21 protein-coding genes are annotated in these 24,287 nt (G+C 68.9%); 9 read left to right on the forward strand and 12 right to left on the reverse strand.

Features of this window, described 5'->3' with window-relative positions; genetic code table 11:
- Nucleotides 1–9 precede the first annotated feature (9 nt).
- The 4 genes from OXQ95_RS05490 to OXQ95_RS05505 all read right to left on the reverse strand — a co-directional run bounded on the left by OXQ95_RS05490 (nucleotide 10) and on the right by OXQ95_RS05505 (nucleotide 3,205).
- Nucleotides 10–645, reverse strand: a complete 636-nt coding sequence (locus OXQ95_RS05490; RefSeq protein ID WP_267380430.1) for a CoA transferase subunit B — start codon at nucleotides 643–645, stop codon at nucleotides 10–12.
- Complete coding sequence (locus OXQ95_RS05495) at nucleotides 645–1,517, reverse strand: HAD family acid phosphatase (RefSeq protein ID WP_267380432.1); 873 nt, start codon at nucleotides 1,515–1,517, stop codon at nucleotides 645–647. Before OXQ95_RS05495 ends, OXQ95_RS05490 begins: the two co-directional genes overlap by 1 nt.
- On the reverse strand, nucleotides 1,517–2,224 hold the full coding sequence (locus OXQ95_RS05500; protein WP_242095527.1) for a CoA transferase subunit A: 708 nt from the start codon (nucleotides 2,222–2,224) through the stop codon (nucleotides 1,517–1,519). The genes OXQ95_RS05495 and OXQ95_RS05500 overlap by 1 nt, the downstream gene beginning before the upstream one ends.
- Nucleotides 2,225–2,287: 63 nt before the next feature.
- Complete coding sequence (locus OXQ95_RS05505; protein WP_267380435.1) at nucleotides 2,288–3,205, reverse strand: SMP-30/gluconolactonase/LRE family protein; 918 nt, start codon at nucleotides 3,203–3,205, stop codon at nucleotides 2,288–2,290.
- Nucleotides 3,206–3,385: 180 nt separating this feature from the next.
- Here OXQ95_RS05505 and OXQ95_RS05510 point away from each other — a divergent pair, with 180 nt between their 5' ends.
- The gene (locus OXQ95_RS05510) at nucleotides 3,386–5,029 is read left to right on the forward strand and encodes a thiamine pyrophosphate-binding protein (RefSeq protein WP_267380437.1); all 1,644 of its coding nucleotides are present in this window, start codon (nucleotides 3,386–3,388) and stop codon (nucleotides 5,027–5,029) included.
- A gap of 104 nt (nucleotides 5,030–5,133) precedes the next feature.
- The gene (locus OXQ95_RS05515; protein ID WP_267380439.1) at nucleotides 5,134–5,862 is read left to right on the forward strand and encodes a L,D-transpeptidase family protein; all 729 of its coding nucleotides are present in this window, start codon (nucleotides 5,134–5,136) and stop codon (nucleotides 5,860–5,862) included.
- Nucleotides 5,863–6,169: 307 nt separating this feature from the next.
- On the opposite strand, the gene OXQ95_RS05520 is transcribed toward OXQ95_RS05515, so the two are convergent.
- The 3 genes from OXQ95_RS05520 to OXQ95_RS05535 form a co-directional block, all read right to left on the reverse strand.
- A complete protein-coding gene (locus tag OXQ95_RS05520) occupies nucleotides 6,170–6,352 on the reverse strand; it encodes a CsbD family protein (protein ID WP_267380441.1) in 183 nt (60 codons plus the stop codon).
- A gap of 108 nt (nucleotides 6,353–6,460) precedes the next feature.
- Nucleotides 6,461–7,465: a sulfur carrier protein ThiS gene (gene thiS, locus OXQ95_RS05525; RefSeq protein WP_276588886.1), complete on the reverse strand. Its 1,005-nt coding sequence runs from the start codon at nucleotides 7,463–7,465 to the stop codon at nucleotides 6,461–6,463.
- 9 nt (nucleotides 7,466–7,474) lie between these two features.
- Nucleotides 7,475–7,675 carry a hypothetical protein gene (locus OXQ95_RS05535; protein ID WP_242095522.1) on the reverse strand — a complete coding sequence of 67 codons (201 nt, stop codon included), beginning with the start codon at nucleotides 7,673–7,675 and terminating at the stop codon, nucleotides 7,475–7,477.
- A gap of 62 nt (nucleotides 7,676–7,737) precedes the next feature.
- Here OXQ95_RS05535 and aroQ point away from each other — a divergent pair, with 62 nt between their 5' ends.
- The 6 genes from aroQ to OXQ95_RS05565 all read left to right on the forward strand — a co-directional run bounded on the left by aroQ (nucleotide 7,738) and on the right by OXQ95_RS05565 (nucleotide 13,678).
- Nucleotides 7,738–8,172, forward strand: coding sequence for a type II 3-dehydroquinate dehydratase (gene aroQ / locus OXQ95_RS05540; RefSeq protein WP_242095521.1), 435 nt, complete (start codon nucleotides 7,738–7,740; stop codon nucleotides 8,170–8,172).
- A gap of 14 nt (nucleotides 8,173–8,186) precedes the next feature.
- Nucleotides 8,187–8,672: an acetyl-CoA carboxylase biotin carboxyl carrier protein gene (accB, locus tag OXQ95_RS05545; RefSeq protein ID WP_267380445.1), complete on the forward strand. Its 486-nt coding sequence runs from the start codon at nucleotides 8,187–8,189 to the stop codon at nucleotides 8,670–8,672.
- On the forward strand, nucleotides 8,672–10,051 hold the full coding sequence (gene accC / locus OXQ95_RS05550) for an acetyl-CoA carboxylase biotin carboxylase subunit (RefSeq protein ID WP_242095519.1): 1,380 nt from the start codon (nucleotides 8,672–8,674) through the stop codon (nucleotides 10,049–10,051). Before accB ends, accC begins: the two co-directional genes overlap by 1 nt.
- A 246-nt stretch (nucleotides 10,052–10,297) precedes the next feature.
- Nucleotides 10,298–10,636, forward strand: coding sequence for a P-II family nitrogen regulator (locus OXQ95_RS05555; protein WP_242095518.1), 339 nt, complete (start codon nucleotides 10,298–10,300; stop codon nucleotides 10,634–10,636).
- Between the two features lie 43 nt (nucleotides 10,637–10,679).
- The gene (gene glnA, locus OXQ95_RS05560) at nucleotides 10,680–12,092 is read left to right on the forward strand and encodes a type I glutamate--ammonia ligase (RefSeq protein ID WP_267380448.1); all 1,413 of its coding nucleotides are present in this window, start codon (nucleotides 10,680–10,682) and stop codon (nucleotides 12,090–12,092) included.
- 248 nt (nucleotides 12,093–12,340) lie between these two features.
- Nucleotides 12,341–13,678 carry an FRG domain-containing protein gene (locus OXQ95_RS05565; RefSeq protein WP_267380450.1) on the forward strand — a complete coding sequence of 446 codons (1,338 nt, stop codon included), beginning with the start codon at nucleotides 12,341–12,343 and terminating at the stop codon, nucleotides 13,676–13,678.
- 74 nt (nucleotides 13,679–13,752) lie between these two features.
- Here the strand turns inward: OXQ95_RS05565 and OXQ95_RS05570 are convergent, their stop codons facing one another.
- Together OXQ95_RS05570 and OXQ95_RS05575 are read right to left on the reverse strand one after the other, a co-directional pair.
- Nucleotides 13,753–14,730, reverse strand: coding sequence for a quinone oxidoreductase (locus OXQ95_RS05570; RefSeq protein WP_267380452.1), 978 nt, complete (start codon nucleotides 14,728–14,730; stop codon nucleotides 13,753–13,755).
- Nucleotides 14,727–15,485 carry an SDR family oxidoreductase gene (locus OXQ95_RS05575; RefSeq protein ID WP_242095514.1) on the reverse strand — a complete coding sequence of 253 codons (759 nt, stop codon included), beginning with the start codon at nucleotides 15,483–15,485 and terminating at the stop codon, nucleotides 14,727–14,729. Before OXQ95_RS05575 ends, OXQ95_RS05570 begins: the two co-directional genes overlap by 4 nt.
- 120 nt (nucleotides 15,486–15,605) lie before the next feature.
- Between OXQ95_RS05575 and OXQ95_RS05580 the strand changes: the two genes are divergently transcribed.
- A complete protein-coding gene (locus OXQ95_RS05580) occupies nucleotides 15,606–17,030 on the forward strand; it encodes an aldehyde dehydrogenase family protein (RefSeq protein ID WP_267380455.1) in 1,425 nt (474 codons plus the stop codon).
- Here OXQ95_RS05580 and OXQ95_RS05585 read toward each other — a convergent pair.
- The 3 genes from OXQ95_RS05585 to OXQ95_RS05595 all read right to left on the reverse strand — a co-directional run bounded on the left by OXQ95_RS05585 (nucleotide 16,976) and on the right by OXQ95_RS05595 (nucleotide 24,279).
- A complete protein-coding gene (locus tag OXQ95_RS05585; protein WP_267380457.1) occupies nucleotides 16,976–18,067 on the reverse strand; it encodes an acyltransferase in 1,092 nt (363 codons plus the stop codon). The genes OXQ95_RS05580 and OXQ95_RS05585 overlap by 55 nt on opposite strands.
- A 135-nt stretch (nucleotides 18,068–18,202) precedes the next feature.
- A complete protein-coding gene (locus OXQ95_RS05590) occupies nucleotides 18,203–22,315 on the reverse strand; it encodes a translocation/assembly module TamB (RefSeq protein WP_267380459.1) in 4,113 nt (1,370 codons plus the stop codon).
- Nucleotides 22,315–24,279: a BamA/TamA family outer membrane protein gene (locus tag OXQ95_RS05595; protein ID WP_267380461.1), complete on the reverse strand. Its 1,965-nt coding sequence runs from the start codon at nucleotides 24,277–24,279 to the stop codon at nucleotides 22,315–22,317. Before OXQ95_RS05595 ends, OXQ95_RS05590 begins: the two co-directional genes overlap by 1 nt.
- Nucleotides 24,280–24,287 lie beyond the last annotated feature (8 nt).

A 24,287-nucleotide genomic window follows, 5' to 3' on the forward strand; every position in this document is an offset into this window, starting at 1 on the left:
TCGGCGGGGTCAGGCGGTGTAGTGCGCCGTCGTCTTGGCGGCGATCTCGTCGGCGGAGACGCCTGGCGCGGTCTCGATCAGGCGAAACGGCACGATGTGGTCGGGCCGCTGGAACACCGCCAGATCGGTGACGATCATGTCCACCACGTTGCGGCCCGTCAGCGGCAGGGTGCAGGCGGGGATGAACTTGGGGCTGCCGTCCTTGGCGACATGGTCCATCACGACGATGATCCGCTTGACGCCGGCGACCAGATCCATCGCGCCGCCCATGCCCTTTATCATCTTGCCCGGGATCATCCAGTTGGCGATGTCGCCCCCTTCGGACACTTCCATCGCGCCGAGCACGGTCAGGTCGATATGCCCGCCGCGGATCATCGCGAAGCTGTCGGCCGAACTGAAATAGGCCGATTGCGGCAACTCGCTGATCGTCTGCTTGCCCGCGTTGATGAGGTCGGGATCGACCTCGTCGTCATAGGGGAAGGGTCCGATCCCCAGCATCCCGTTCTCGCTCTGCAGCGTGACCGTCATGCCATCCGGAATATTGTTCGCGACCAAGGTCGGGATGCCGATGCCCAGATTGACGTAATAGCCGTCGCGCAGCTCCCGTGCGGCGCGCGCGGCCATTTGGTTGCGGTCCCACGCCATCATCGCTCTCCCTTGGCCGGGGCATCCGCCCAGCGTTTGCCGGCGGGGAACACGTCGTTCCAGCCGCCCTCCAGCCCCGTGCCATAGACCGGGTTGGGCAGCACGAACCACCAGACCCCGAAGAAGCGCGACGCCGGCACCGCCGACACCGCTGCCCGCCGCGTGGCGGGCGGCTGGTCGAACAGATCGGTGAAGTCGGCGAGCTGATCCCCCGCCATCGCCGCCACGCACCAGCGCGCGGCGATCGCGGTGCGCCGCCCGTCCTTGGCCGCCTTGCCGTCCACATCGCCGCGCAGGAACAGCGTCTCGCCGTGCACGAAGCGGCCGAGCCCCGCACCCGCCAGCGCCTGCGCGGTCTGGTTCGCGGCGGCCGCGGTCCGGTTGCTGTTGACGATGACGGTGACGCCCATCCGCCGCAATTCGTAGAAGGCGCGGGCCGCACCCGGCGCCGCGACGATCCGGTCGCCACCGGTCCGCTCCCAACGATCCCAGCGCGCCTGGTCGTAGGGGCCCGCGCGCCGCGCCGCGTCATATTCATAGCCGAGGTTCAGCACCGCGGTCTCGTCCATGTCGAACACCGCGGCGACCGGCTTGTCGCCACAGGGCAGCGTGTCCATCCGTTCGAGCGTGGTGCCGGGCGCCAGGATGACCGACTGGCGCGGGCCGGGCTTGGCCGCGCGCGAGGCGACGAACATCCGGACATGCTCGGTCAGCGCGGTATAGGCCTGTTCCGACAGCGCCGCCGCTTCGCCCGAGCCATAGAGATATTGCATCGCCGGCGGCACCGATGCCGTTTGCGCCGAGGGTGCCACGGTCGCGCACCCGCCCAGCAGCAGCGCCGATGCCAGGGCGGCCCGGGGCGACACGCGCATCACGCCGCGGCGCGCTCGCGCACCGTGCGGAACTCGATGCGCTTGTCATAGGGGCTGCCGACGATCATCCGCTTCACATAGATGCCGGGCAGGTGGATGTGATCGGGATCGAGGCTGCCGGTCGGCACCACCTCCTCCACCTCGGCGACGCAGACCTTGCCCGCGGTGGCCATCGGCGCGTTGAAGTTGCGCGCGGTCTTGCGGAACACCAGGTTGCCGCTCTCGTCTGCCTTCCACCCCTTGATGATGGCCAGATCGGCGCGGATGCCGCGTTCGAGGATATAATCCTCGCCGTCGAAAGTCTTCACCTCCTTGCCCTCGGCCACCAGCGTGCCGACGCCGGTGCGGGTGTAAAAGCCGGGAATGCCCGCGCCGCCCGCGCGGCAGCGCTCGGCGAGCGTGCCTTGCGGGCAGAATTCCACCTCCAGCTCGCCGGAGAGATATTGCCGCTCGAACTCCTTGTTCTCGCCGACATAGCTCGAGATCATCTTCTTCACCTGCCGCGTGCGCAGCAGCTTGCCGAGCCCTTCGCCGTCGATCCCGGCATTGTTGCTCGCGATCGTCAGGTCCTTCGTTCCCGCGTCGCGGATCGCGTCGATCAGCCGATCGGGGATGCCGCACAGGCCGAACCCGCCAGCGCAGATCGTCATCCCGTCGAACAATAGCCCGTCCAGCGCGGCGGCGGCATCGGCGTACAGCTTGTTCATCCGGCTCTCTCCAACTTCTGGCCGCGATAGCGACGCGCGGGGCGGCAGGTCAACGCGTGCGCGTCAGGGATGCTGCAATCGCAAGCCCGGCCGCGGCCAGCGCGTCCGGACGAGCCGCCCGGTGCCCGAACAGGTGACATAGGCATCGCGCATATCCGCGCCGCCCCAGCAGATGTTGGTGGTGAACACGTCGTCGGTCGGCACGAACTCGACCAGTTCGCCGGCGGGCGAGATCACCGAGATGCCGCATTCGCCGATCGTCGCGACGCAGATGTTGCCGCACGCCTCCAGCCCGAGCGAATCGAAGAATTTGTAACCGGCCGGGCGGTAAAGCGGGATGCCCGGCCCGCCCGGCCCCGCGTCGGGCTTCACCCGGCCCGGCGCCATGACGTCGAATGCCATCAGCCGGCAGGTATAGGTCTCGGCGGCATAGAGCCGCTTGCCGTCGGGCGAGAGGCCGATGCCGTTCGGATTCTCGCTCGGAAAGATCACCTCGGCCATATGGCTGCCGTCGGCCTTGGCGTAGAAGATGCCGGTGACGTCGCGCTCGCGCGGGCGGGTCTTGCCGTGATCGGTGAACCAAAAGCCACCCGCATCGTCGAAGACGATGTCGTTGGGGCCACGCAGGCGGCAGTCGAAATCGCCATCGGCATAGAGCGTCTCGATCGCGCCGGTTGCCAGGTCGATCCGCTCGATCCGGCCGCCGGAATAATCGTCCGCCTGGCCGTGCGGCGCGAGATAGCCGCCCTGTTCGACAAAGTTGAAGCCGCCATTGTTGCAGCAATACAGCTTGCCGTCCGGGCCGATCGCGAGCCCGTTGGGGCCGCCGCCCGGCTCCGCGATCGTCTCCTTTTGGCCATTCGCGTGCACCCGGGTGATCCGCCCGGCTTCGATCTCGACCAGGATGACGCTGCCATCGGCCATCGCCACGGGGCCTTCGGGGAAACGCAGCCCATCGGCGACGAGCGTCCATTCGGTCATCGGTCTCTCCAGCACAGCGCGGGCGCCGCGGTGTGCGTCCGTCGTCACGGCGAGACTAACCGCGTCGACCGCCGCATGCCAAGCCTCGGCAGCCCAAGTCTCGACAGCCCAAGTCTCGACGGCCCAAGTCTCGACGGCCCAAGTCTCGACAGCGGCGCCGCCGGGCGCCAGAACCCGCGCATGACCGAAATCCGAACCGGCGGCCGCATCCTCGTCGACCAACTCGTCGCACAGGGCTGCGAACGCATCTTCACCGTGCCCGGCGAAAGCTTCCTCGCGGTGCTCGACGCGCTGCACGACACCCCGGCGATCGACCTCGTGACGTGCCGGCAGGAGGGCGGCGCGGCGTTCATGGCGTGCGCGGACGGCACGCTCACCCACCGGCCCGGCATCGCCTTCGTCACGCGCGGGCCGGGCGCGACCAACGCCTCGATCGGCGTCCATGTGGCGATGCAGGATTCGCAGCCGATGATCCTCTTCATCGGCGACGTCGATCGCGGCACGCGCGACCGCGAGGCGTTTCAGGAGGTGGATTTCGCCGCGATGTTCGCGCCGCTCGCCAAATGGGCGGCGCGGATCGACGATGCCCGCCGCATCCCCGAATATGTCGCGCGCGCCTATGCCACCGCGATGAACGGGCGGCCGGGCCCGGTGGTGCTGGCGCTGCCCGAGGACATGCTGCTCGACGCGGTGGCGGCGGTCGACCGGCCGCGGGTGGAACGGCTGGTGCAGACCGCCGATCCGGTCGCGATGGGCGCGCTCGCCAATATGCTCGCCAAAGCCGAACGGCCGGTAATGATCGTCGGCGGTGCCGGCTGGGACGAGGCGGCCGCGCGCGACGTGGCGGCGTGGGCGGAGCGGAGCGGCGTGCCCGTCGCCAGCGCGTTCCGCCGGCAGGATGCGATCGCCAATGCCAGCCCTGCCTGGGCGGGCAATCTCGGCTATGGTCCCAATCCCCGGCTGACCGCGCGGATCCGCGACGCGGACCTGTTGCTGGTGATCGGCGCGCGGCTCGGCGAGGCCACGACCGACGGCTATGCGCTCGTCACGCCGGATCATCCGGGGCAGCGCATCGTCCATGTCCATCCCGATCCCGAGGAGCTGGAGCGGACCTATCATGCCGATCTGGCCATCTGTGCCGGCATGGCGCGGTTCGCCGATGCGCTGCTCTCGATCGATCTGCCGCCGCTGGAGGCGGCGCGCGAGGCGCATGCCGAGTATCGGGACTGGTCCACGCCGCGCCCGCGGGGCGACGTCGCGCTCGATCTCGGCCCCTGCGTCGCGGCGATGCGCGATGCGCTTCCGGCGGACACCGTCATCTGCAACGGCGCGGGCAATTACAGTGGCTGGTGGCATCGATACTGGCGCTATGCCGGGCCCGGCACGCAGCTCGCGCCGACCGCGGGCGCGATGGGCTATGGCCTGCCCGCCGCGATCGCCGCGAGCGTGCGCGATCCCGGCCGGTGCGTCGTGGCGCTGGCGGGCGACGGCTGTTTCCTGATGAACGGCCAGGAGCTGGCGACCGCGGTGCAGCACGGCGCGAACGTCCTCGTGCTGGTGATCGACAACGGCGCCTACGGCACGATCCGCATGCACCAGGAGCGCGAGTTCCCCGGCCGGACGACCGCGACGGCGCTCGGCAACCCCGATTTTGCCGCACTCGCGCGGGCCTATGGCGGCTGGGCGGAGACGATCACGCGCACCGCGGATTTCGCCCCCGCGCTCGACCGCGCGATGGTCGAAACCGGTGTGCGGCTGCTCCATCTCAAGACCGATATCGAGGCGATCACCCCCGGCCTGACGCTCTCCGCGCTGAAAAGGTAAACGCGCGCGCCGGGCGTCCCGATCCGACACGCGCCCGATTCGGCGCTGGCGGCGCGCGCGACTTTGCGCGATCGGGAAGGCCGGCAACCATCCGGAGCACGAACATGGCAGCGATCGCGCGCCGCGGCGCACAGGCAATCCTGCTCCTCGGCGTCGTCGCGATCGGCGCCCGGCTCGCGACCGTCCCGATCGCTGCGCCGACACTCGCGACCCGCGCCGCCGCCGCCTCGCCCACACCGCGCCCCGCCAGGCCGATCCCGATCGGGGTGGATCCGGCGAAGCTGGCCTCCGCCGCCCCCGCGCCGACGCCCCTGCCCGCACCCGCACCCGCACCCGCACCCGCACCCCCCCAACCGCGAACGGCGCCCGCTGGCACGGTCATCCGCCGCGTGCTCGATACGCATGGCGCGATCCGGTTCGGCGACTGGTTCTGGGACGAGGCAGGCGTACCCGCCGGCCCCATCCTCATCACCGTGGATACCAAGGCGAGCGTGCTCTCGATCTTCCGCGGCGGCTATGAGATCGGGACGACCGCGGTGATCTATGGCGACGACGGCATGCCGACGCCGCTCGGCGTGTTCCCGATCACGCAGAAGGACGCGCACCACGTCTCCAACCTCTATCACGCGCCGATGCCGTACATGCTGCGGCTGACCAACGACGGCGTGTCGATCCACGGCAGCCCGATCGCGGCGGACTATGCCACGCATGGCTGTATCGGCGTGCCCGTGGCGTTCGCGAAGAAGCTGTTCGGCGCGACGAAACTCGGCGACCGGGTGATCGTGACGCGCGGGGAGACGCTCGATCTGGGCGGGCGGGTCAAGGCGATCTGAAGCGGACTGACATCAGCCTGATCCGATCACGAGATCCGTTCGTGCTGAGCCTGTCGGAGCACGCTCTCCGCAGGCGTAGATTCGCATTCGGGACAGGCCCTTCGACAAGCTCAGGGCGAGCGGATCGATGTCATGTCGGCAAACTCTGGAATCGGTTTGCGTGACGCTGCTCCGGTGACTCGGCACGGACTGGATAGATGAATCGAACCAGCGTCGTTCGCTCCAGATCCTCCTCGCCGAGACCAGGACGCAAAAAGGGCCCCCCCGGCATCCCGGAGCGGCCCATCGCATCATCGGTTCGCGTCGATCAGATATCGTCGCCGAGCGCGCCCTTGACCGAGCCCCTGGCCTGCTCGCCCTTGCCCTTCAGCTCCTGCGCGGCGCCCTCGTCGTGGAGTTCGGCATCGCCCTGATGGCCGCCGATCGCCTGCTTCACCTTGCCGACGGCTTCGTCGACATTGCCTTTGATCTTGTCGGTCAGTTCGCCCATGATGGCCTCCATCGCGGTCGCGGACACCGTGTCCGTTGGTTTCGCAAGGGATTAACGGCCGAACCGAAACGGGGTTCCTCCGGGCGATCCCGGCGCGCACCGTCCGGCTCAGATCAGGCCGGCGAGCGGGCTCGACGGATCGGCGTAGCGACGCTGCCCCATTCGCCCGGCCAGATAGGACAGGCGGCCCGCCTCCACCGCGTGGCGCATCGCCGACGCCATCATGATCGGGTCCTTGGCCTCGGCGATCGCGGTGTTCATCAGCACGCCGTCGCAGCCGAGCTCCATCGCGACCGCCGCGTCGCTCGCGGTGCCCACGCCCGCATCGACCAGCACGGGCACGCCTGCCCCCTCGACGATCAGGCGGATCGTCACGCGGTTCTGGATGCCCAGCCCCGAGCCGATCGGCGCGCCGAGCGGCATGATCGCCACCGCGCCCGCATTCTCCAGCCGCTTCGCCGCGATCGGGTCGTCCACGCAATAGACCATCGGCAGGAACCCCTCCCTGGCCAGCACCTCGGTCGCGCGCAGTGTCTCGACCATGTCGGGATAGAGCGTGCGGGCCTCGCCCAGCACCTCCAGCTTCACCAGATCCCAACCGCCCGCCTCGCGCGCTAGACGCAGCGTGCGGATCGCCGATTCGGCATCGAAACAGCCCGCGGTGTTGGGCAGATAGGTGATTTTCTTCGGATCGATGAAGTCGGTGAGCATCGGCGCGTTCGGGTCGCTGACGTTCACGCGGCGCACCGCCACCGTCACGATCTCCGCACCCGATGCCGCGAGCGCCGCGGCGTTCTGCGCGAAATCCTTGTACTTGCCGGTGCCGACGATCAGCCGCGAGCGGAAGGTGCGGCCCGCCACGCTCCAGCTGTCGTCCGCGATCGGGCGCGGATGATCCCCGCCGCCGACGAAATGCACGATCTCGAAATCGTCGCCGTCCTCGACCATCACCTCGCCGAGCGTCGAGCGTGGCACGACCTCGAGGTTGCGCTCCACCGCGACCTTTTCGGGCACCAGCCCCAGTTCGGAGGCGAGCGCCGCGATGCTGAGGCCCGCGGCCACACGCTTGTGGTCGCCATTGACCGTGATCGACACGGTTCCGTCATTGTGCATGAATTAAACTCAGTGAATGAGAAGCTTGGTGAAGGCCACGCCGGCGGCGAAGAAGGCGGCCGCGGCACCCATTCCGGTGAACACCAGCGTGAGCGGCGCGAAGCGCGTGTCCTGCCGGGTCTTGCCCGCCTCGACGATCAGCTTGTCGATCCGCGCGATCTGCTCGCGGATATCGAGCGGCGCGTTCTCACTTTCGGGTATCGTGGCCATGGCGGTATCTCCGGCACCGATATAGACCGGGCCATCCCCATTTGCGAGGCCATAGCGCGACGATGCCCGACACCATCTATGTCCTGAACGGCCCCAACCTGAACCTGCTCGGCCTGCGCGAGCCCGAGATCTACGGCCACGATACGCTGGACGACATCGCCGGCCGGCTGGAGGATCGCGCCCGCGAGCTTGGGCTGGAGATCGACCTGCGCCAGTCCAACCATGAGGGTCATCTGGTCGACTGGCTGCACGAGGCGCAGGCGCGCGAGGCGCGCGCCGTGCTGCTCAACGCCGCGGGCTTTACGCACACCTCCGTGGCGATCCACGATGCGATCAAGGCGGTGAGGACGCCGGTGATCGAGGTGCATCTGTCCAACCCGCACCGGCGCGAGGCGTTTCGCCATGTGAGCCTCGTCGGGCAGGCCGCACGCGGAACGATCGCCGGTTTCGGCGCGCTTTCCTACATGCTCGCGCTTGAAGCGGCGGCGCGCATCTGACAGGAGGCTTGGCCATGACACAGCCCCAAGACGATGCGATCCGGGTCGACGTGGAACTCGTCCGCCAGCTCGCCGAACTGCTCGATACCACCCAGCTGACCGAGATCGAGGTCGAGGACGGCGATCGCAAGATCCGCGTGGCGCGCAAGGCCGCGCCCGTCGCATCGGTGGCGCATTATGCACCGCCGCCGGCCGCCGCGCCCGCCCCGACGCTGCCCGCCGCGGCGATCGCGAGCGAGACGGGGGCATCCGCCCCGGCAGTATCGGCCAATACAGTCCGCTCGCCGATGGTCGGCACCGTCTATTTGTCGGCCGAGCCCGGCGCCAAGCCCTTCGCCGGCGTCGGCCAGCGGGTCGCGGCCGGCGACACGCTGCTGATCGTCGAGGCGATGAAGGTGATGAACCCGATCCTCGCCCCCAGCGCCGGCACGGTCAGCGCGGTGTTCGTCGAGAACGGCCAGCCGGTCGAATTCGATCAGCCGCTCATCGTGGTCGATTGATGCCGGGTTCGACGCAGCCCCACCGGCCGATCCGCAAGCTGCTGATCGCCAACCGCGGCGAGATCGCGCTGCGCATCCACCGGGCCTGCCATGAAATGGGCATCAAGACGGTGGCCGTGCATTCCACCGCCGATACCGATGCGATGCACGTGCGCCTGGCGGACGAGGCGATCTGCATCGGGCCGCCGTCCGCGACCGACAGCTATCTGAACATTCCCAACATCATCTCGGCCGCCGAAGTGTCGGGCGCCGACGCGATCCACCCCGGCTATGGCTTCCTCAGTGAGAACGCACGCTTCGCCGAGATCGTCGAGCTTCACGGCCTGATCTTCGTCGGGCCCAAGCCCGAGCATATCCGCACCATGGGCGACAAGGTGGAGGCCAAGCGCACCGCGGGGCGGCTCGGCCTGCCGCTGGTGCCGGGCTCGGACGGGGCGATCAGCGACGTGGCCGAGGCCAAGCGCCTCGCCGCCGAGATCGGCTATCCGGTCATCATCAAGGCGGCGTCGGGCGGCGGCGGGCGCGGCATGAAGGTTTGCGCGTCCGAGGACCAGCTCGAGACGCTGATGCAGCAGGCGGGCACCGAGGCAAAGGCGGCGTTCGGCGATGCCACCGTCTATATGGAGAAATATCTCGGCAATCCGCGCCACATCGAGTTCCAAGTGTTCGGTGACGGCAACGGTGTGGCGATCCATCTGGGCGAGCGCGACTGTTCGCTCCAGCGCCGCCACCAGAAGGTGCTGGAGGAGGCGCCCTCGCCGATCATCACGCCCGCCGAGCGCGAGCGCATGGGCGGCGTGGTGGCCAAGGCGATGGCCGATATGGGCTATCGCGGCGCGGGGACGATCGAGTTCCTGTGGGAAGCGGGCGAATTCTACTTCATCGAGATGAACACCCGGCTCCAGGTCGAGCATCCCGTCACCGAGATGATTACGGGGATCGACCTGGTGCGCGAACAGATCCGCGTGGCGGAGGGGTGCCCGCTGTCGGTAACGCAGGATCAGGTGCGCTTCACCGGCCACGCGATCGAATGCCGGATCAACGCCGAGGATCCGCGCACCTTCGCGCCCTCGCCCGGGCTGGTGAAGCAGTTCCACGCCCCCGGCGGCATGCACGTCCGCGTCGATAGCGGCCTCTATGCCGGCTACCGCGTGCCGCCCTATTACGACAGCATGATCGCCAAGCTGATCGTCTATGGCACCACGCGCGAGCGCTGCATCGCGCGGCTGCGGCGTGCGCTGGAGGAATTCGTGATCGAGGGGATGAAGACCACCATCCCGCTCCACCGCGACCTGATCGAGGACCCCGAGTTCCAGGAGGGCGCCTATACGATCAAGTGGCTCGAGGACTGGCTGGCGCGCGAGGCCGTCGCGGCGTGACGATCGGGCGGCCGGCGTGAGCGCGGCGGCCGCCGCGATCCCGAATGCCGGCCGCCTCCAATCGGGCTCGCGAGGCGCATCGCTGCCGCGTCCTTGGGCAGCCGTTGCGGATATGCCCGATTCGCGGGCAGCGATCTTCATGTTTTGCTTACCATTTCGCCTGTTGCCCCAGGGGCGCGGCGCTGGCACGTTTGGTGCAAGGCGCCCATGGGGCGACTATCGATTCATCGGGTCCGGGGGCGTTGCGTGAAGAAGATCGAAGCCATCATCAAACCGTTCAAACTGGATGAGGTGAAGGAAGCGCTGCACGAAGTCGGCGTGTCGGGCATCACGGTGACCGAGGCCAAGGGCTTCGGCCGGCAGAAGGGCCATACCGAACTGTACCGCGGCGCCGAATATGTGGTCGATTTCCTCCCCAAGGTGAAGCTCGAGGTCGTCGTCGAGGATTCGCTCGCCGAACGCGTGGTGGAGGCGATCGCGGGCGCCGCGCAGACCGGCCGCATCGGCGACGGCAAGATCTTCGTCATCCCCGTCGAGACCGCGCTGCGCATCCGCACCGGCGAACGCGACGAGGACGCGCTCTAGTCCCCAGAGTTTTTTCTGACGTTCTAACCAAGGAAGCGAAAACATGGCGAATTCGGCCAACGACGTCCTGAACATGATCAAGGAGCAGGAGATCGAGTGGGTCGATCTGCGCTTCACCGATCCCAAGGGCAAATGGCAGCATCTGACGATGGTCGCGAGCGTCATCGGCGAGGACGAGCTGACCGACGGGCTGATGTTCGACGGCTCCTCGATCGAGGGCTGGAAGGCGATCAACGAGTCGGACATGATCCTGAAGCCGGATCTGGACGCGGTGTGGACCGATCCGTTCTCGGCCACGCCGATGCTGATCCTGGTATGCGACATCGTCGAGCCGTCGACGGGCGAGCTGTACGCGCGCGATCCGCGCTCCACCGCCAAGCGCGCCGAGGCCTATCTCAAGACCACGGGCGTCGGCGACACCGTCTATGTCGGCCCCGAGGCCGAGTTCTTCATGTTCGACAACGTGCAGTTCGACACCAACTATGCCGGCTCCTATTTCAAGATCGACGATATCGAGCTGCCGACCAACACCGGCCGCGAATATGAGGGCGGCAATCTGGCACACCGTCCGCGCGCCAAGGGCGGTTACTTCCCCGTTGCCCCGGTCGACAGCGCGGTCGACATCCGCGGCGAGATGGTGTCGACCATGCTCGAAATGGGCCTGCCCTGCGACAAGCACCATCACGAGGTAGCCGCCGCGCAGCACGAACTCGGCATGACCTTCGGCACGCTGACCACCACCGCGGACCGGATGCAGATCTACAAATATGTCGTCCACCAGGTCGCGCACGCTTACGGCAAGACGGCGACGTTCATGCCCAAGCCGATCAAGGAGGACAATGGCTCGGGGATGCACACGCATTTCTCGATCTGGGATGGCGGCAAGCCGCTGTTCGCGGGCAATGGCTATGCCGGCCTGTCGGACATGTGCCTGTTCTTCATCGGCGGCATCATCAAGCATGCCAAGGCGCTGAACGCCTTCACCAACCCCTCGACCAACAGCTACAAGCGGCTGGTACCGGGTTACGAAGCGCCCGTGCTGCTCGCCTATTCGGCGCGCAACCGTTCGGCATCGTGCCGCATTCCGTACGGCACCGGCCCCAAGGCGAAGCGCGTCGAGATCCGCTTCCCCGATGCGCTCGCCAACCCCTATCTCGCCTATGCGGCGCTGATGATGGCGGGGATGGACGGCATCCTGAACAAGATCCATCCCGGCGAGGCGATGGACAAGAATCTGTACGACCTGCCGCCCGCCGAACTGGCCTTGGTGCCGACCGTCTGCGCATCGCTGCGCGAAGCGCTCGACAGCCTGGCGGCGGATCACGACTTCCTGCTGAAGGGCGACGTGTTCTCCGCCGACCAGATCGAAAGCTATATCGATCTGAAGTTCGAAGAGGTCGCGCGCTGGGAAATGACGCCCAGCCCGGTCGAATTCGACATGTATTACAGCGGCTGACATCGCGGGGACACTCGGCGGCGTGGTTCGCCACGCCACCGCGCGAGAGGGGCGTCCGGAGCGATCCGGGCGCCCTTTGTCATAAGGTGGCGATGGCCGTTCCCCTGCCACCAACATCTACCGGCCCGGCCGATCCGAAACGCGACGTGCCCCTGCACACGCCCAGATGGTTCATTTCGGCTCCAAAAACGCTCGTGCGGCCATTCCCGTCGACCTAAGCCGTTGGAAACGAGTGAAAGGCGTTGCGCGTGTATAGCATCCTGATGGCCGGCGACGATTCCGACTGGGCAGTGGAGGAGGGCGAACCGCACCAGGACTCCTTCCCACTGTCGCGGTATCTGGAATATACGGATCAGGACCTCGAGGATGCGCTGAAACCCGTATCGGCCGAAACCCTGGACGCGCTCGAGGGCCAGGACGCCATCTTCATGAGTGAGTTGAAGGGCGATGACGCCGGCGACTATGTCACCATGCGACTGGGACGCCTGTCCGGTTTGTCGGTCGCGCGGGGCAGGATCCACTATGGCTTCGTGATCGAGCGCGATTTGGGGGAGGTGCCACTTGGGGACCGGACCGCGTTTGAGGCCGCGCTCGACTTGGGCCGCTGGGAGCTGACCCGCACGCATTGGGCCGTGAAACCGGGTGATCTCGGGAAGGCGCTGGCCAAGCTGGGGCTGGATGGCCCGAGTCTTCCCTCCGCCAGCACCCCCATCACGCGTGCACCCACCGCCGACGACCAGCCCGTCGTGAACAATGTCGAGGAATATCTCCGCTTCATCCTGGCGCAACGCAACGGCGACTATGACGAGGCGTTCTACCGGGGTCATACCGATCGCTCGTACAGACTCGAACCCTCGCTGTTCCGAAAGAACAGCTCGGGCGAATATCGCTTTCTGCGCAAGGAAGCCTATCTCATTCGCGAGCTGCTGACGGCCCATCCAACGGATTTCGCGGCCGATCGCTACATGATCGACAAGTTGGTGCGCATGCAGCATTATGGCTTGCCGACCCGCTTGCTCGATGTCACGTCCAATCCGCTCGTTGCGCTCTACTTCTGCTGCTCAGACGCGCTGAACAGCCAGGATGACCAAGAGAGCGATGGGGAGGTCATCATCCTTTCCACGCCACGCGACGAGATCAAATTCTTCGATTCCGATACGGTGAGCTGTATCGCCAACATGGCAATGCTGGAAGATGGCGATAAGAACCGGCTGCAAACCTCCGTGTCGCAAAATGATTTCATCGAAACCATGGAGGCAAGGCGATTGCTTCATGTGATCGGCGAAGAAAAGCCCTACTTCAAACCCGATATCGTCCCCGGAGATCTGGAACGGATCATCTTCGTCAAGGGGCGAATCACCAACTCGCGCATCTCGTCGCAGGCTGGCGCCTTTCTCCTCTTCGGCCACAACGCCATCTTGCCCGAGACGGGGCACAGCAGTCTGAACATACGCCGCGTGACCGTTCGGAACAAACGCAATATTCTGGATCAGCTCGCCAGACTGAACATCCGGTCGAGCACGATCTACCCCGGCATCGATCGGACCGCTTCGGAAATCGCCCGCCAGCACGAAGATGGCGGGTGACGGGCCGCTGATGCCCTAGCCGGCATGGCGATCGCCTCACTATCCGCGCGTCTGCCAGCTTGCCCAATTTAGCCTCAGACCACGAGCACCGTGCTCCCCTGAGTCTCGCCCGCCTCCAGCGCGCGGTGCGCGTCGGCCGCGCGTTCGAGCGGAAAGTGGCGGCCGATCTCGGGCACGATCGCGCCGCGCGCCAGCATCGCGAAGACGCGCGCGGCGATCCGCCGCTTGTCGTCGCCCGATACCGCATAATCGAACAAGGTCGGCCGGGTGACGAACAGCGAGCCGTGCGACGCCAGCGTGGCGAGCTTCACGCCCTCCACCGCGCCGCCGGCATTGCCATAGCTCACGATCAGCCCGCGCCGTGCAGCACTCGCGAGCGACACGTCCCAGGTCGCGGCACCGACACCGTCGAACACCGTCGACACGCCGGCCCCGTCGGTGATCGCACGGACGCGCGCGACGACATCCTCCTGCGTGTGGACGATCACATGGTCCGCGCCCGCCGCAGTCGCGCGCGCCGCCTTTTCGGCCGTGCCGGCGGTACCGATCACCACCGCGCCCACCGCCTTCAGCCAGCCGACGAGCAGATGGCCGACGCCCCCCGCCGCCGCGTGGACGAGCACCATCTGCCCTGCCGCCACCTTCGCGCAATCCTCGACGAGGAAGGCGGCGGTCGCGCCCTTCAGCATGATCGCCGCTGCCGTGTCGAAATTCACCGCATCGGGCAGCGGCACGACCTGATCGGCGGCGACGTTGCGCGCACTGGCATAGGCGCCGCGCGTCGGGCCGAAGGTGCCGACGCGGTCGCCCACGGCAAAGCCCTCGACGCCCTCGCCCACCGCCTCGATCGTGCCCGCCGCCTCGCTACCGAGCCCGGAAGGCAGGCTGACCGGATAGACTCCGCTGCGGTGATAGACGTCGATGAAGTTCAGCCCCACCGCATGGTGTGCGATCCGCACCTCGCCGGCGGCCGGGGCCGGCAGGTCGACGTCATGCCATTCGATCACCTCGGGGCCGCCGATGCGATCGATCCGGGCGACGCGCGCGCTCACTGCGCAGGCTGCCCGTTGGAGGCGGTCAGCCCGCCATCGACGGGCAGGTTCACGCCGGTGATGAAGCCCGCATCCTCGCTCGCCAGGAACGCCATCGCCGCGGCGATGTCTTCGGGTTGGCCGATACGCCTCATCGGAATGCGCTCCAGAAATTTGGCGACGGTGGCCTCGTCCTTCATATCCGACGTCATGCCGGTATCGGTGAAGGTGGGGTTCACCGCGTTGACGCGCACCCCGTCCTTGCCGTGATCCATGGCCATCGCGCGCGTCAGGTTCGTCACCGCGCCCTTGGACGCGTTGTAGGCCGCCATCCCCCAATCGCCGCCCAGACCCGAGACGGACGATGTCTGCACGATCGCGCCGCGCGTCTTCTTCAATTCGGGAAGGGCCGCCTTCGCCATGTGGAAATAGCCGTTCACGTTCACGGCCATCACGCGGTTCCAATCCTCCTCGTCGGTGTCGGTCACGTCGCCCGTGACCGCGACGCCGGCATTGTTGACCAGCACGTCCACCCCGCCGAACCGTTCCACCGCCCTGGCCACCGCCGCGCGCGCATCCGCCGATCGCGCGGTGTCGCACGCCATCGTCTCGAGCCGCTCCGCGGGGAGCGCCGAGAGCGCCTTGGCGAGCTTGTCCCCGTCCAGATCGAGCGCCAGCACATTCGCGCCCTCGCGCGCGAAGCGCTCCGCGGCGGCCTTGCCGATGCCCGAGGCGGCGCCGGTGACGATGACGGTCTTGCCCGTGAAGCGGGTCATGAACTTCTCCTTGATCGCGAACGTCCCGAACGCGCCCGGCGCGTTTCGGGTTGCAACCCACCCGCGCGGGGCCCAAGGATCGTCGCCATACCCGATCGTGGAATCTGGAGAGGATCGACCATGAACAGCTATCTCGACCATTATATCGACGGCGCCTGGGTGAAGAGCGAGGGCGGCCGGCGGCATGCGGTGATCGACCCGTCGACCGAACAGCCCGTCACCGAGATCACGCTCGGCACCGCCGCCGATGCCGGCAAGGCGGTCGCCGCCGCACGCCGCGCGTTCGAAAGCTGGAGCCGCACCAGCGTGGACGAGCGCCAGGCGGTGCTCCAGCGGATCATGGCCGAATACAAGGCGCGCATCCCCGATCTGGCCAAGGCGATCAGCCAGGAGATGGGCGCGCCGATCGGCCTGGCGACGATGGCGCAGGCGCCCACCGGGCTCGGCCATTTCGCCGCGACCGCCAAGGCGCTGGCCGCGTTCCAGTTCGAGGAGACGATCGGCAAGGCGCGCGTGGTGCATGAGCCGCTGGGCGTCGTCGCGATGATTACGCCGTGGAACTGGCCGCTGAACCAGATCTGCGCGAAGGTCGCCCCCGCGCTCGCGGCAGGCGACACGATGGTGCTGAAGCCCTCGGAAGAGGCGCCGGGGTGCGCGGCGATCCTGGCCGAGATCATGCACGCGGCGGGCGTGCCCGCGGGCGTGTTCAACCTGGTGCAGGGCGACGGCCCCGGCGTCGGCGCGGCGCTGAGCGCGCACAAGGATGTCGACATGGTGAGCTTCACCGGCTCCACCCGCGCCGGCATCCTGATCGCCCAGGCGGCCGCCGCCACCGTGAAGCGGGTCCATCAGGAACTGGGCGGCAAGGCGGCCAATCTGGTGCTGGAGGGCGCGGACCTGGCGGCCGTGCTGCCGCCGACCGTCGCGGGCGTGCTCGCCAATTCGGGCCAGAGCTGCATCGCGCCCACCCGCCTGCTCGTGCACGACAGCCAGGTGGCCGACGCCACCGCCTTCGTGAAGGCGATGATGGAGCAGACCCGCGTCGGCGATCCGGCCGAAATGGGCCAGCAGATCGGCCCCGTCGTCAACAAGGCGCAGTTCGACAAGATCCAGGAGCTGATCCAGTCGGCGATCGACGAGGGCGCGACGCTCGTGACCGGCGGCCCCGGCCGCCCCGACGGCCGCAACGCCGGCTATTATATCCAGCCGACGCTCTTTGCCGACGTGACGCCCGAAATGCGGATCGCGCAGGAGGAGACGTTCGGCCCGGTCGCGACGATCACCCGCTATGCCGATCAGGACGAGGCGATCCGCATCGCCAACGACACGCCCTACGGCCTGTCTGCGACGATCTCGGGCGATCCGGCGGCGGCGGCCGAGGTCGCCGGGCGGCTGCGCGCGGGGCTCGTGACGATCAACAGCTGGAGCCCCGATCTGGGCGCGCCGTTCGGCGGCTACAAGCAATCGGGCAACGGCCGCGAGAACGGGCGTTACGGTCTGGCGGACTTCATGGAGGTGAAGACGGTGGTGGGCCTGCCCGGCTGAAGCCGTCGGGCTAGCCAGTTGCGGAGCGCGCGATCGACGGGAACGAGCAGGGCGGCCGACGCCAGGCACAATCCCGCGATCGCGACGATCGCGTTGCCGCCGCCGATGTGGAACCGGGCGCAGAGCACCATCGCCGGCCGGATCAGCGGATAGTGGATCGCATAGAGGGGATAGGACATGTCCCCCAGCACGGTCGCGATCCACGCGCCTGCGCCCGCCATCCGCGCGTTCGCCGCCAGCGCCACGATCGCGGGAAACACGATCATCACGCAGGCGAGATCGAACCACGGCCGCAACGCCGCGCCCGGCGGGAAGGCGATGACCGCCAGCACGAGCGCGAGGATGGCATAGGGCAAGAGCCGCCCGCTTCGCGGATCATGCGCGGCATGGATCCCCCGCCGCGCCATCAGCACGCCGAGCGTGAAGCTGAACGCGCAGCGGATCGGGCCGCCGATGGCGTTGGCCGCCTTCCACCCCGTATCGAGCGACCCGAAGCGCAAAGCGACCATGACAAGCGCGAAGGCGACGACGACGCACAGCATCCCCAGCATCCGGTTGGGCCGCCGCACCATCCACAGGCAGAAGGCGATGTTGACGATCACCTCCAGCGACAGCGACCAGGCGGGGTTGTCGAGCGGGAACACGCCTTCGTCGCTGACGCCGGATGGGATCAGCAGCGCGGTCGCCAGCGTCTGCACGATCAGCATCGGCCAGGTCGGCGCGCGCGGATCGCCGAGATGCATCGCCCCCAGCGCGCGGACGATCCCCAGCGCCATCCCGATCGCGAACATCGGATAGAGCCGCACCAGCCGGATGCGCAGGAACGCGCCCGCCGACAGGCCCTCCACCAGCCGCGCGCCATAGGCGTTCCACAGCACGAAACCGCTCAGCAGGAAGAACAGGTCGACCGCGAGATAGCCGCCGGCCAGCATCGGATCGCGATCGATGTTGGTGACGTGGAACAGCATCACCGCCACGGCCGCCAGGCCGCGCAATGCGTCGAACAGATGGTTTCGCGACGGTACGCGGTGCGACACCCGATATCCTTTCGGCGCCCGGCCACCGGCGATACGGCGCAAGGCTCATCATCGCGCGATACGCGTCCCCGCGTGCAAAAAACGTGAATTTTCCGTCAGATCGATCCTGTTATGGCACGTTCACCAAAGCGGGGATCAATAATCCTTCGACACGCGCACATTGCCGCTCTGCCGTCCGAGCGTCGAGATGCTGGAGAGGAGCGACAGCCAGCGCGTCACCTGAAACTCGGCCTGGGTCGCGCTATAGCCCTGCCCGTCGGTCACGATCTCGGCATAGAAACGCCGCGTTACATATTTGCCCGCCGCGATCGAGGTGCCCTGCCCGGTCTGCGGATCGGCGGGCAGGATGCGCAGGCGATCGAGCCCCGCCGCGCGCCGCACCGCGTTGATCGGGTTGAGCCCGCCGCGCCCGCCATTCTGCAGCGCCGCCACGGCCGCTGCGAGTTGCAGCGCCTCGGGCGCGGACAGGTTGGTGATCGAGGTGCCGAACAGCAGCCGCGACAACAGCTCGTCCTGCGGCAGCGCGGGCACGCTGGTGAAGCCGATCTCGGGCTTCAGCGCCACGCCGGTCACGCGGATCTGCGCGTTAAGCCCGGTGCTGTCCGCATTGGCGGTGATGTCGAGCGCGGGGTTGGCGGGCAATTCGCCGGCGAAGCGGATCACGCCGCGATCGAGCGTGAACTTGCGGCCCGCGAAATCATAATCGCCGCGGATCAGCGTCGCGCGGCCGGTGATCGCGGGATCGTCCGGCGCACCCGCGATGGCCAAGTCCGCGCTCCATTCGCTGTCGAGGCCGAGGCCCAGCACGCGGACCTGCCCGGGCGCATGCGCGTGCACGGCGAGCGTCCAGGGCCGGGCGGGCGCCTCTGCCTCCTCGCCGCCTTCGGGCAGGTTGATCTCGCGGATGTTCAACTGCGGCACCGCGCTCGCCGCGGTCGCCTGGCCCAAGCGATAGCGGCTGCGGTCGAGCGTGACGTCGCCGCCGATCGTCCCGCCCGAACCGTCCGATTTGAAGGTGAGCGTGCCGGTAACGGTCGCGGCGATGTCGTCGCGCGCGATCATCGCGGCGTGATCGGCCTTGAGCGCGAGATCGAGCCCGACACCGTGCGCGGCGGAAAAGTCGAACCGGCCGCCGCCGGTCACCCGCCCGCCCTTGCCCGCATCGCCGGCGAAACGGTCGATCACCAGCCCGGCGCCGCCGAATCGGCCGCTCGCCTGCACATTGGTGAAGACGGTGCCGGTCGTGCCGCTTTCCAGCCGCGCGCCGGTTGCCTGCACCACGCCGCGGATCGCGGGCGCATCGACACGGCCGGTGGCGTCCGCCGCAACCGCGATCGGGCCGGACAGGTCGAACAGCTCGACACCGCCCAGTCGCCACAGCGCGTCCGCCGGCCCGGCATAGCGGAGCTGCGCGAACAGCCCTGCCGAGGCGATCCGCGTGGCGACGTCGCCGCCGGGCGCCAGCGCGAGCCGCGCCTGCGCGCGTCCGATCGTCTTGCCGCCGCTCGCCAGCACCGCGCGCGCGCCGAGCGTGTCGGCGGAGAGCATTCCCGCGAGCCCCAGGTCGATCGGCCGCGACGACAGCACCAGCCCCGCGCGCGACAGCCCGCGCACCGTCACCGCGATCTTGCCCGTGGTCGGGCCCGGCCCCGTCACCACCGACAGGCTGCCCGAGGCGTTGCCCAGCAGCCCGAGCCCCGGATAACCGATATCGAGGATCGCCAGCGGCATCCGCGTCATGGTCGCGTCGATCGCGCCATGGCTGCCGCCGAACCGGCCGGCGATGGTCGCCTCGCCCCCGGCAAAGGCAAGCCGCGTCGTCGCCAGCCGCCAGCCATCGTCCTCGCGCGTCAGGATCGCGGGCGCCGTCAGCGCGATCGGGCGGCCGTCGAGCGTGCCCTGCGCCGCCACGCTCGCCCGCGTGGGCGTCATCTGCGCGATCGCCTGGATCGCGAAGGGCCGGCCGCGCGTGCCGGCGATCGATCCGCGAACCTCGCCCGTGCCGCCCTTCAGATGCGCGGCGATGGCGAAGCGCGAGAGGTTCAGCGCGCCGCGGCGGAGGCCCTGCCCGCTGGCGCTCGCATCGATCCGCGTGCCCGCGGGATCGAGCAGCAGATCCGCCTCGACATGGCCCTGCCGCAGCACCGCGCCGCCATATCGGACGGCGCGCCCGTCGAGCGCCACGCCGATCCGCTGGATGGTGCCGACCGGCCGGAACGTCAGCGCGCCCGTCGCCGCGCCGGTGACCGCGAGCCGCCCGTCCAAACCGCCCGCCACGATCGCCAACAGCCCGCTCGCATGCGCGCCCGCGGTATCGATCGCATCCACGCGAATCGCCGATGCGCCGGGCCCGCTCGGCAACAGGATCGCGCCCCGCGCCACGAACGGCCCGGTGTGCGCCCCGCCGCTCGCGGTGAAGGCGAAGCCCTGCGGTGTCGGATCGAGATGCGCGCGCACCCCGTTCAAGCCCAAGGTCGCGTCGGGGCTCGCGAAGGCCAGGTCGATCACCGGCTTGCCGATCGGTCCGTCCAGCTTCAGCGTCAGCGGGCCATAGGTCGCGTGGCGGCCCACCCCCTCGAAATGCACGCTGCCGTCGCGCCGGCGATAGCCTGCGCCGACGATCCGCAGCAGCGGCGCGGTCAGCACGATGTTGCTCAGATGGAGAACGGTGTCGGGGGTGCGCTCCAGATCGGCGGTGACGTGCGGCAACCCGCCCATCAGGCTGGCGAAGAACGCATCGTCCAGCCGGCGCACATCGGCGGTGCCCTTGCCGATCAGCCGCGTGCCGTGATTGCCCGGCCCCGGCACCGCGCGGAAGGTGGAGGCGATGTCGACGATGCCGAGCCCAGGGATGAGGTAACGCCCCAGCCCGCCCGCGATCCCCACCGCATAGACGCCGCTGTCGAGATCCACGGTGAGGACGAAGCGGCCCTTCAGCTTGTCCGAGACGAGCGCCAGGTCGCTGCCGCTCACCGTCTCGGGCGTGACGTGGAGGATTCCCGACAGCGTCAGGTTGCGCAGGATGCCGCCCGCGACGCTGCCGACCCCGGTCACGCGCGCCGCCGCGATCCGCACCGGCACCGCGACGGGCGCGGCCGACAGATGGCCGTGACCGCCGGCGTGAACGTCCTCGAACCCGGTATCGTCGAACGCGAACCGGTCCGCATCGAGCCGATAGGCGAAGGCCGCGCTGTCGAAGCCGCCGTCGAGCGTGGCGCGCAGCCGGATGTCGTTGCCGGTCATGTTGGGGAACAGCGCGCGCGCGCGCAGCAGCCGCGCGCGGACGTGCAGATCGCGAAACGCGTTCGCCCCCAGATCCACCGCGCCGCTCGCCTCGGCCAGCAGCGAGGGCGAGCGCAGCGTCAGCGTGCCCGCCAGCCGGCGATCGGCGAAGGTGGCGCTGCCGTTCACCAGCACGCGCGGCACGGTCAGGCTGCGCAGGATGCCGTGGGTCAGCCGCTCGGGCGCGACCATGCCCGACAGCGTGTAGCGCCCCGACTGCGCCGCCAGCGTCAGCGCGGCGAGCCGCTCCGCCCCGCCCGACAGCGTCGCGCGCCCGTTCCACGCGTGCCAGCGGCCATGGCCGCCCAAGTCGATCGCCACGCCGGTCTTCGCGCCCAGCATCCGCGCGAGCACGCCGCCGCGCGCGCCCGCCCCGTGCACCGCGATCGCGAACCGATCGGCGTCGGGCGCCACGTCCACCCCGATCGCGAGCCGGTCGCTGCCCGCCACCGTGCCGTTCAGCGCCACCAGCGCGCGGCCCGATCGGATATCGGCGCGCGCGTGCAGCGCCGCGGTGCGCGCGGTGCCGAGCACGGGCGCGGCCAGCGTCAGCCGGTCGATCGCCAGCCGGTCGATGCGAATGTCGAAGCCGGGCAGGATCGGTCCGTTGCGTCGAGTCGGCCGCGTGACCGGCGTGCGCAGCAGCGTGGCCGACGGCACCGCCAGCCGCCGGATCGCCAGCGTGTTCGCGAACCACCGCCAGGGCGACCAGTCGAGCGCGACGTTCGGCGCGGTGAACACCAGCCCGCGCGTGTCATAGACGCGCAGATCGCGGATCCGCGTGTTCGAATAGAGCGAGCCGTCGATCCGCCCGACCGCGAAGCGCAGGCCGGTCGCGGTGCGCACCGTGCCGATCCGGTCCGCGACCACGCGGTGGCCGATATCGGTGTCGACGCCCAGCAGCGCCGCCGCGAACACCGCCAGCAGCACGCCGATCGCGATCCCGATCCGCCGCACCCAGACCATCAGAACGCCTGGCCCAGCGAGACATAGACCGCGATCCGCCCGTCGCCCGCCTGCGGGTTGATCGGCGTGCCGACGTCGAGGCGGATCGGGCCAAAGTTCGAATAATAACGCACGCCCACCCCAGTGCCATATTGCAGGCCGGTGAATTTGGGCAGCGGGCTGATATAGATGTTGCCTGCGTCGAGGAACGGCACGATCCCGAAGCTGCCGAACAGCCGCAGCCGCGCCTCGGCGGAGAATTCGGTGATGCTGCGCCCGCCGATCGGATTGTTGTTCGCATCGCGGGGCCCCACGTCCTGATAGCCATAGCCGCGCACCGACGCGCCGCCGCCCGCATAGAAACGCCGCGACGGCGCCACCGCATCGCGCGGCGCGCCGACGATCGTGCCGAGCCGCGTGCGCCCCGCGAGCACCACGCCGGGCAGGATCGTGCGGTACACGCTCGCATCGAGCTGGGTGCGCGCATAGCCGAACGCGGCGCCGCGCAGCGACAGCTCGGGCGAGATCCGGCCGCCGAGGCGGAACCCCTTCGTCGGATCGAGCAGATCGTCGGAGCCGTCATAGGTGAGGCTCGTGGGCAGCGCGCCGATGAAATAGGTCCCCTCGCGCGGCGCGCCGGTGGCCTCCACCGAATCGCGCTCGTCCGACGCCAGCAGCTCGGCGCCGAGCGACCACACCCACGCCTTCTGGAAGAAGATGTTGGTCTGCCGCTCCAGCGTGCCCGACAGCGAGAAGGTCCGCGCCTCATAAGCGGTGCGGTTGACGTGCGCGGCGGCGAGCTGGAACGTCAGCACCCGGTCGCGCCCGTCGAAATTGTTGCGGCGGAAGATCACCGAACCCAGCTGCTCCTGTGTGCCGAGCACGCCGCGCAGGATCAGCGCGCCCTCGGGCGGAAACAGGTTGCGGTGAGTCCAGTCGACCTCGGCGGTGGCGCCCTCGCCCGTGCCATAGCCGAGCTGCGCCGCGATGGTGCGCGGCGGCGCCGGATCGAGCTTCACCGCGATATCCACCGTGTCGGGCGTCGGCCCCGGCACCGGCTTCAGATCGACCGCCGACACCAGGCTCGTCTGGATCAGTGCGCGGCGCAGATCGTCGAGCGCGGTGGCGTCATAGGGCGCGCCGGGGCGGAAGCGGGCGATCTCCTGCACATGGTCGGCCCCGAACACGCGGTTGCCCGGTTCGGCGACGACATGACCGAAGCGCTTGGCCGCGCCCGGCGCCACCGCCACGTCGATCGTCGCGGTGTGAGTCGCATGATCCACCACGATCGCCGGCTCGCCCACCGTGGCGAAGGCGAAGCCCTGCTTGCCGATCGCGGTGCGCAGCTTCGCCTCGCCAGCGACCACGGCGTCCGAATCGACCGGAGCGCCGGGCGCGATCCCGAACGCGCCCGTCAGCCCCGCCGCCTTGTCCCCCGCCGCCGCGACGCCAGCGAGCGTCACGCTGCCGAAGGTGTAGCGCGCACCCGGCGTCGTCGCGAGCACCACCAGCGGCTTGGCGCCGGGCTCGACCCGGGTGGCGACATGCGCATCATAATAGCCGCGTGCGCGCAGCAGGCTGGTGAGCAGCGCGGCGTCCTCGCGCGCGCGGCGTTCGAGCTGCGCGGCGTTGGCGGGCTGGCGGTCGTTGGCGTCCAGCGTCGAATTGTCGGCGAAACGCTGCTGGAGCAGAGTGCTGTCCGCGCCGCCCAGGCCGTCGATCCGCCACGTATAGCGGCGCTCGGCGCCCGCGGGATCGGTGGCCGCCGCATCGGTGGCCGGATCGCCGGGCTGAGCCGTCAGATCGGGCCAGCCGACCCCCAGATCGGTCATCGGCGCCAGCGGCGAATCGGGGGCGAGCGGGATGTCGGAGCCGGCCGGCGACGACGCGGGCGCGGGCGCGGTCTGCGCGCGCACCGGTGCGGTGAAGACGAGAAAGGACGCGGCGGCCGCGCTCGCGCTGCGCCGCCCCAGACGGGACACCATGGCCGACC

Origin of the sequence: Sphingomonas sp. GC_Shp_6 (assembly GCF_026540835.1) — a bacterium.
Taxonomy (GTDB): domain Bacteria; phylum Pseudomonadota; class Alphaproteobacteria; order Sphingomonadales; family Sphingomonadaceae; genus Sphingomonas.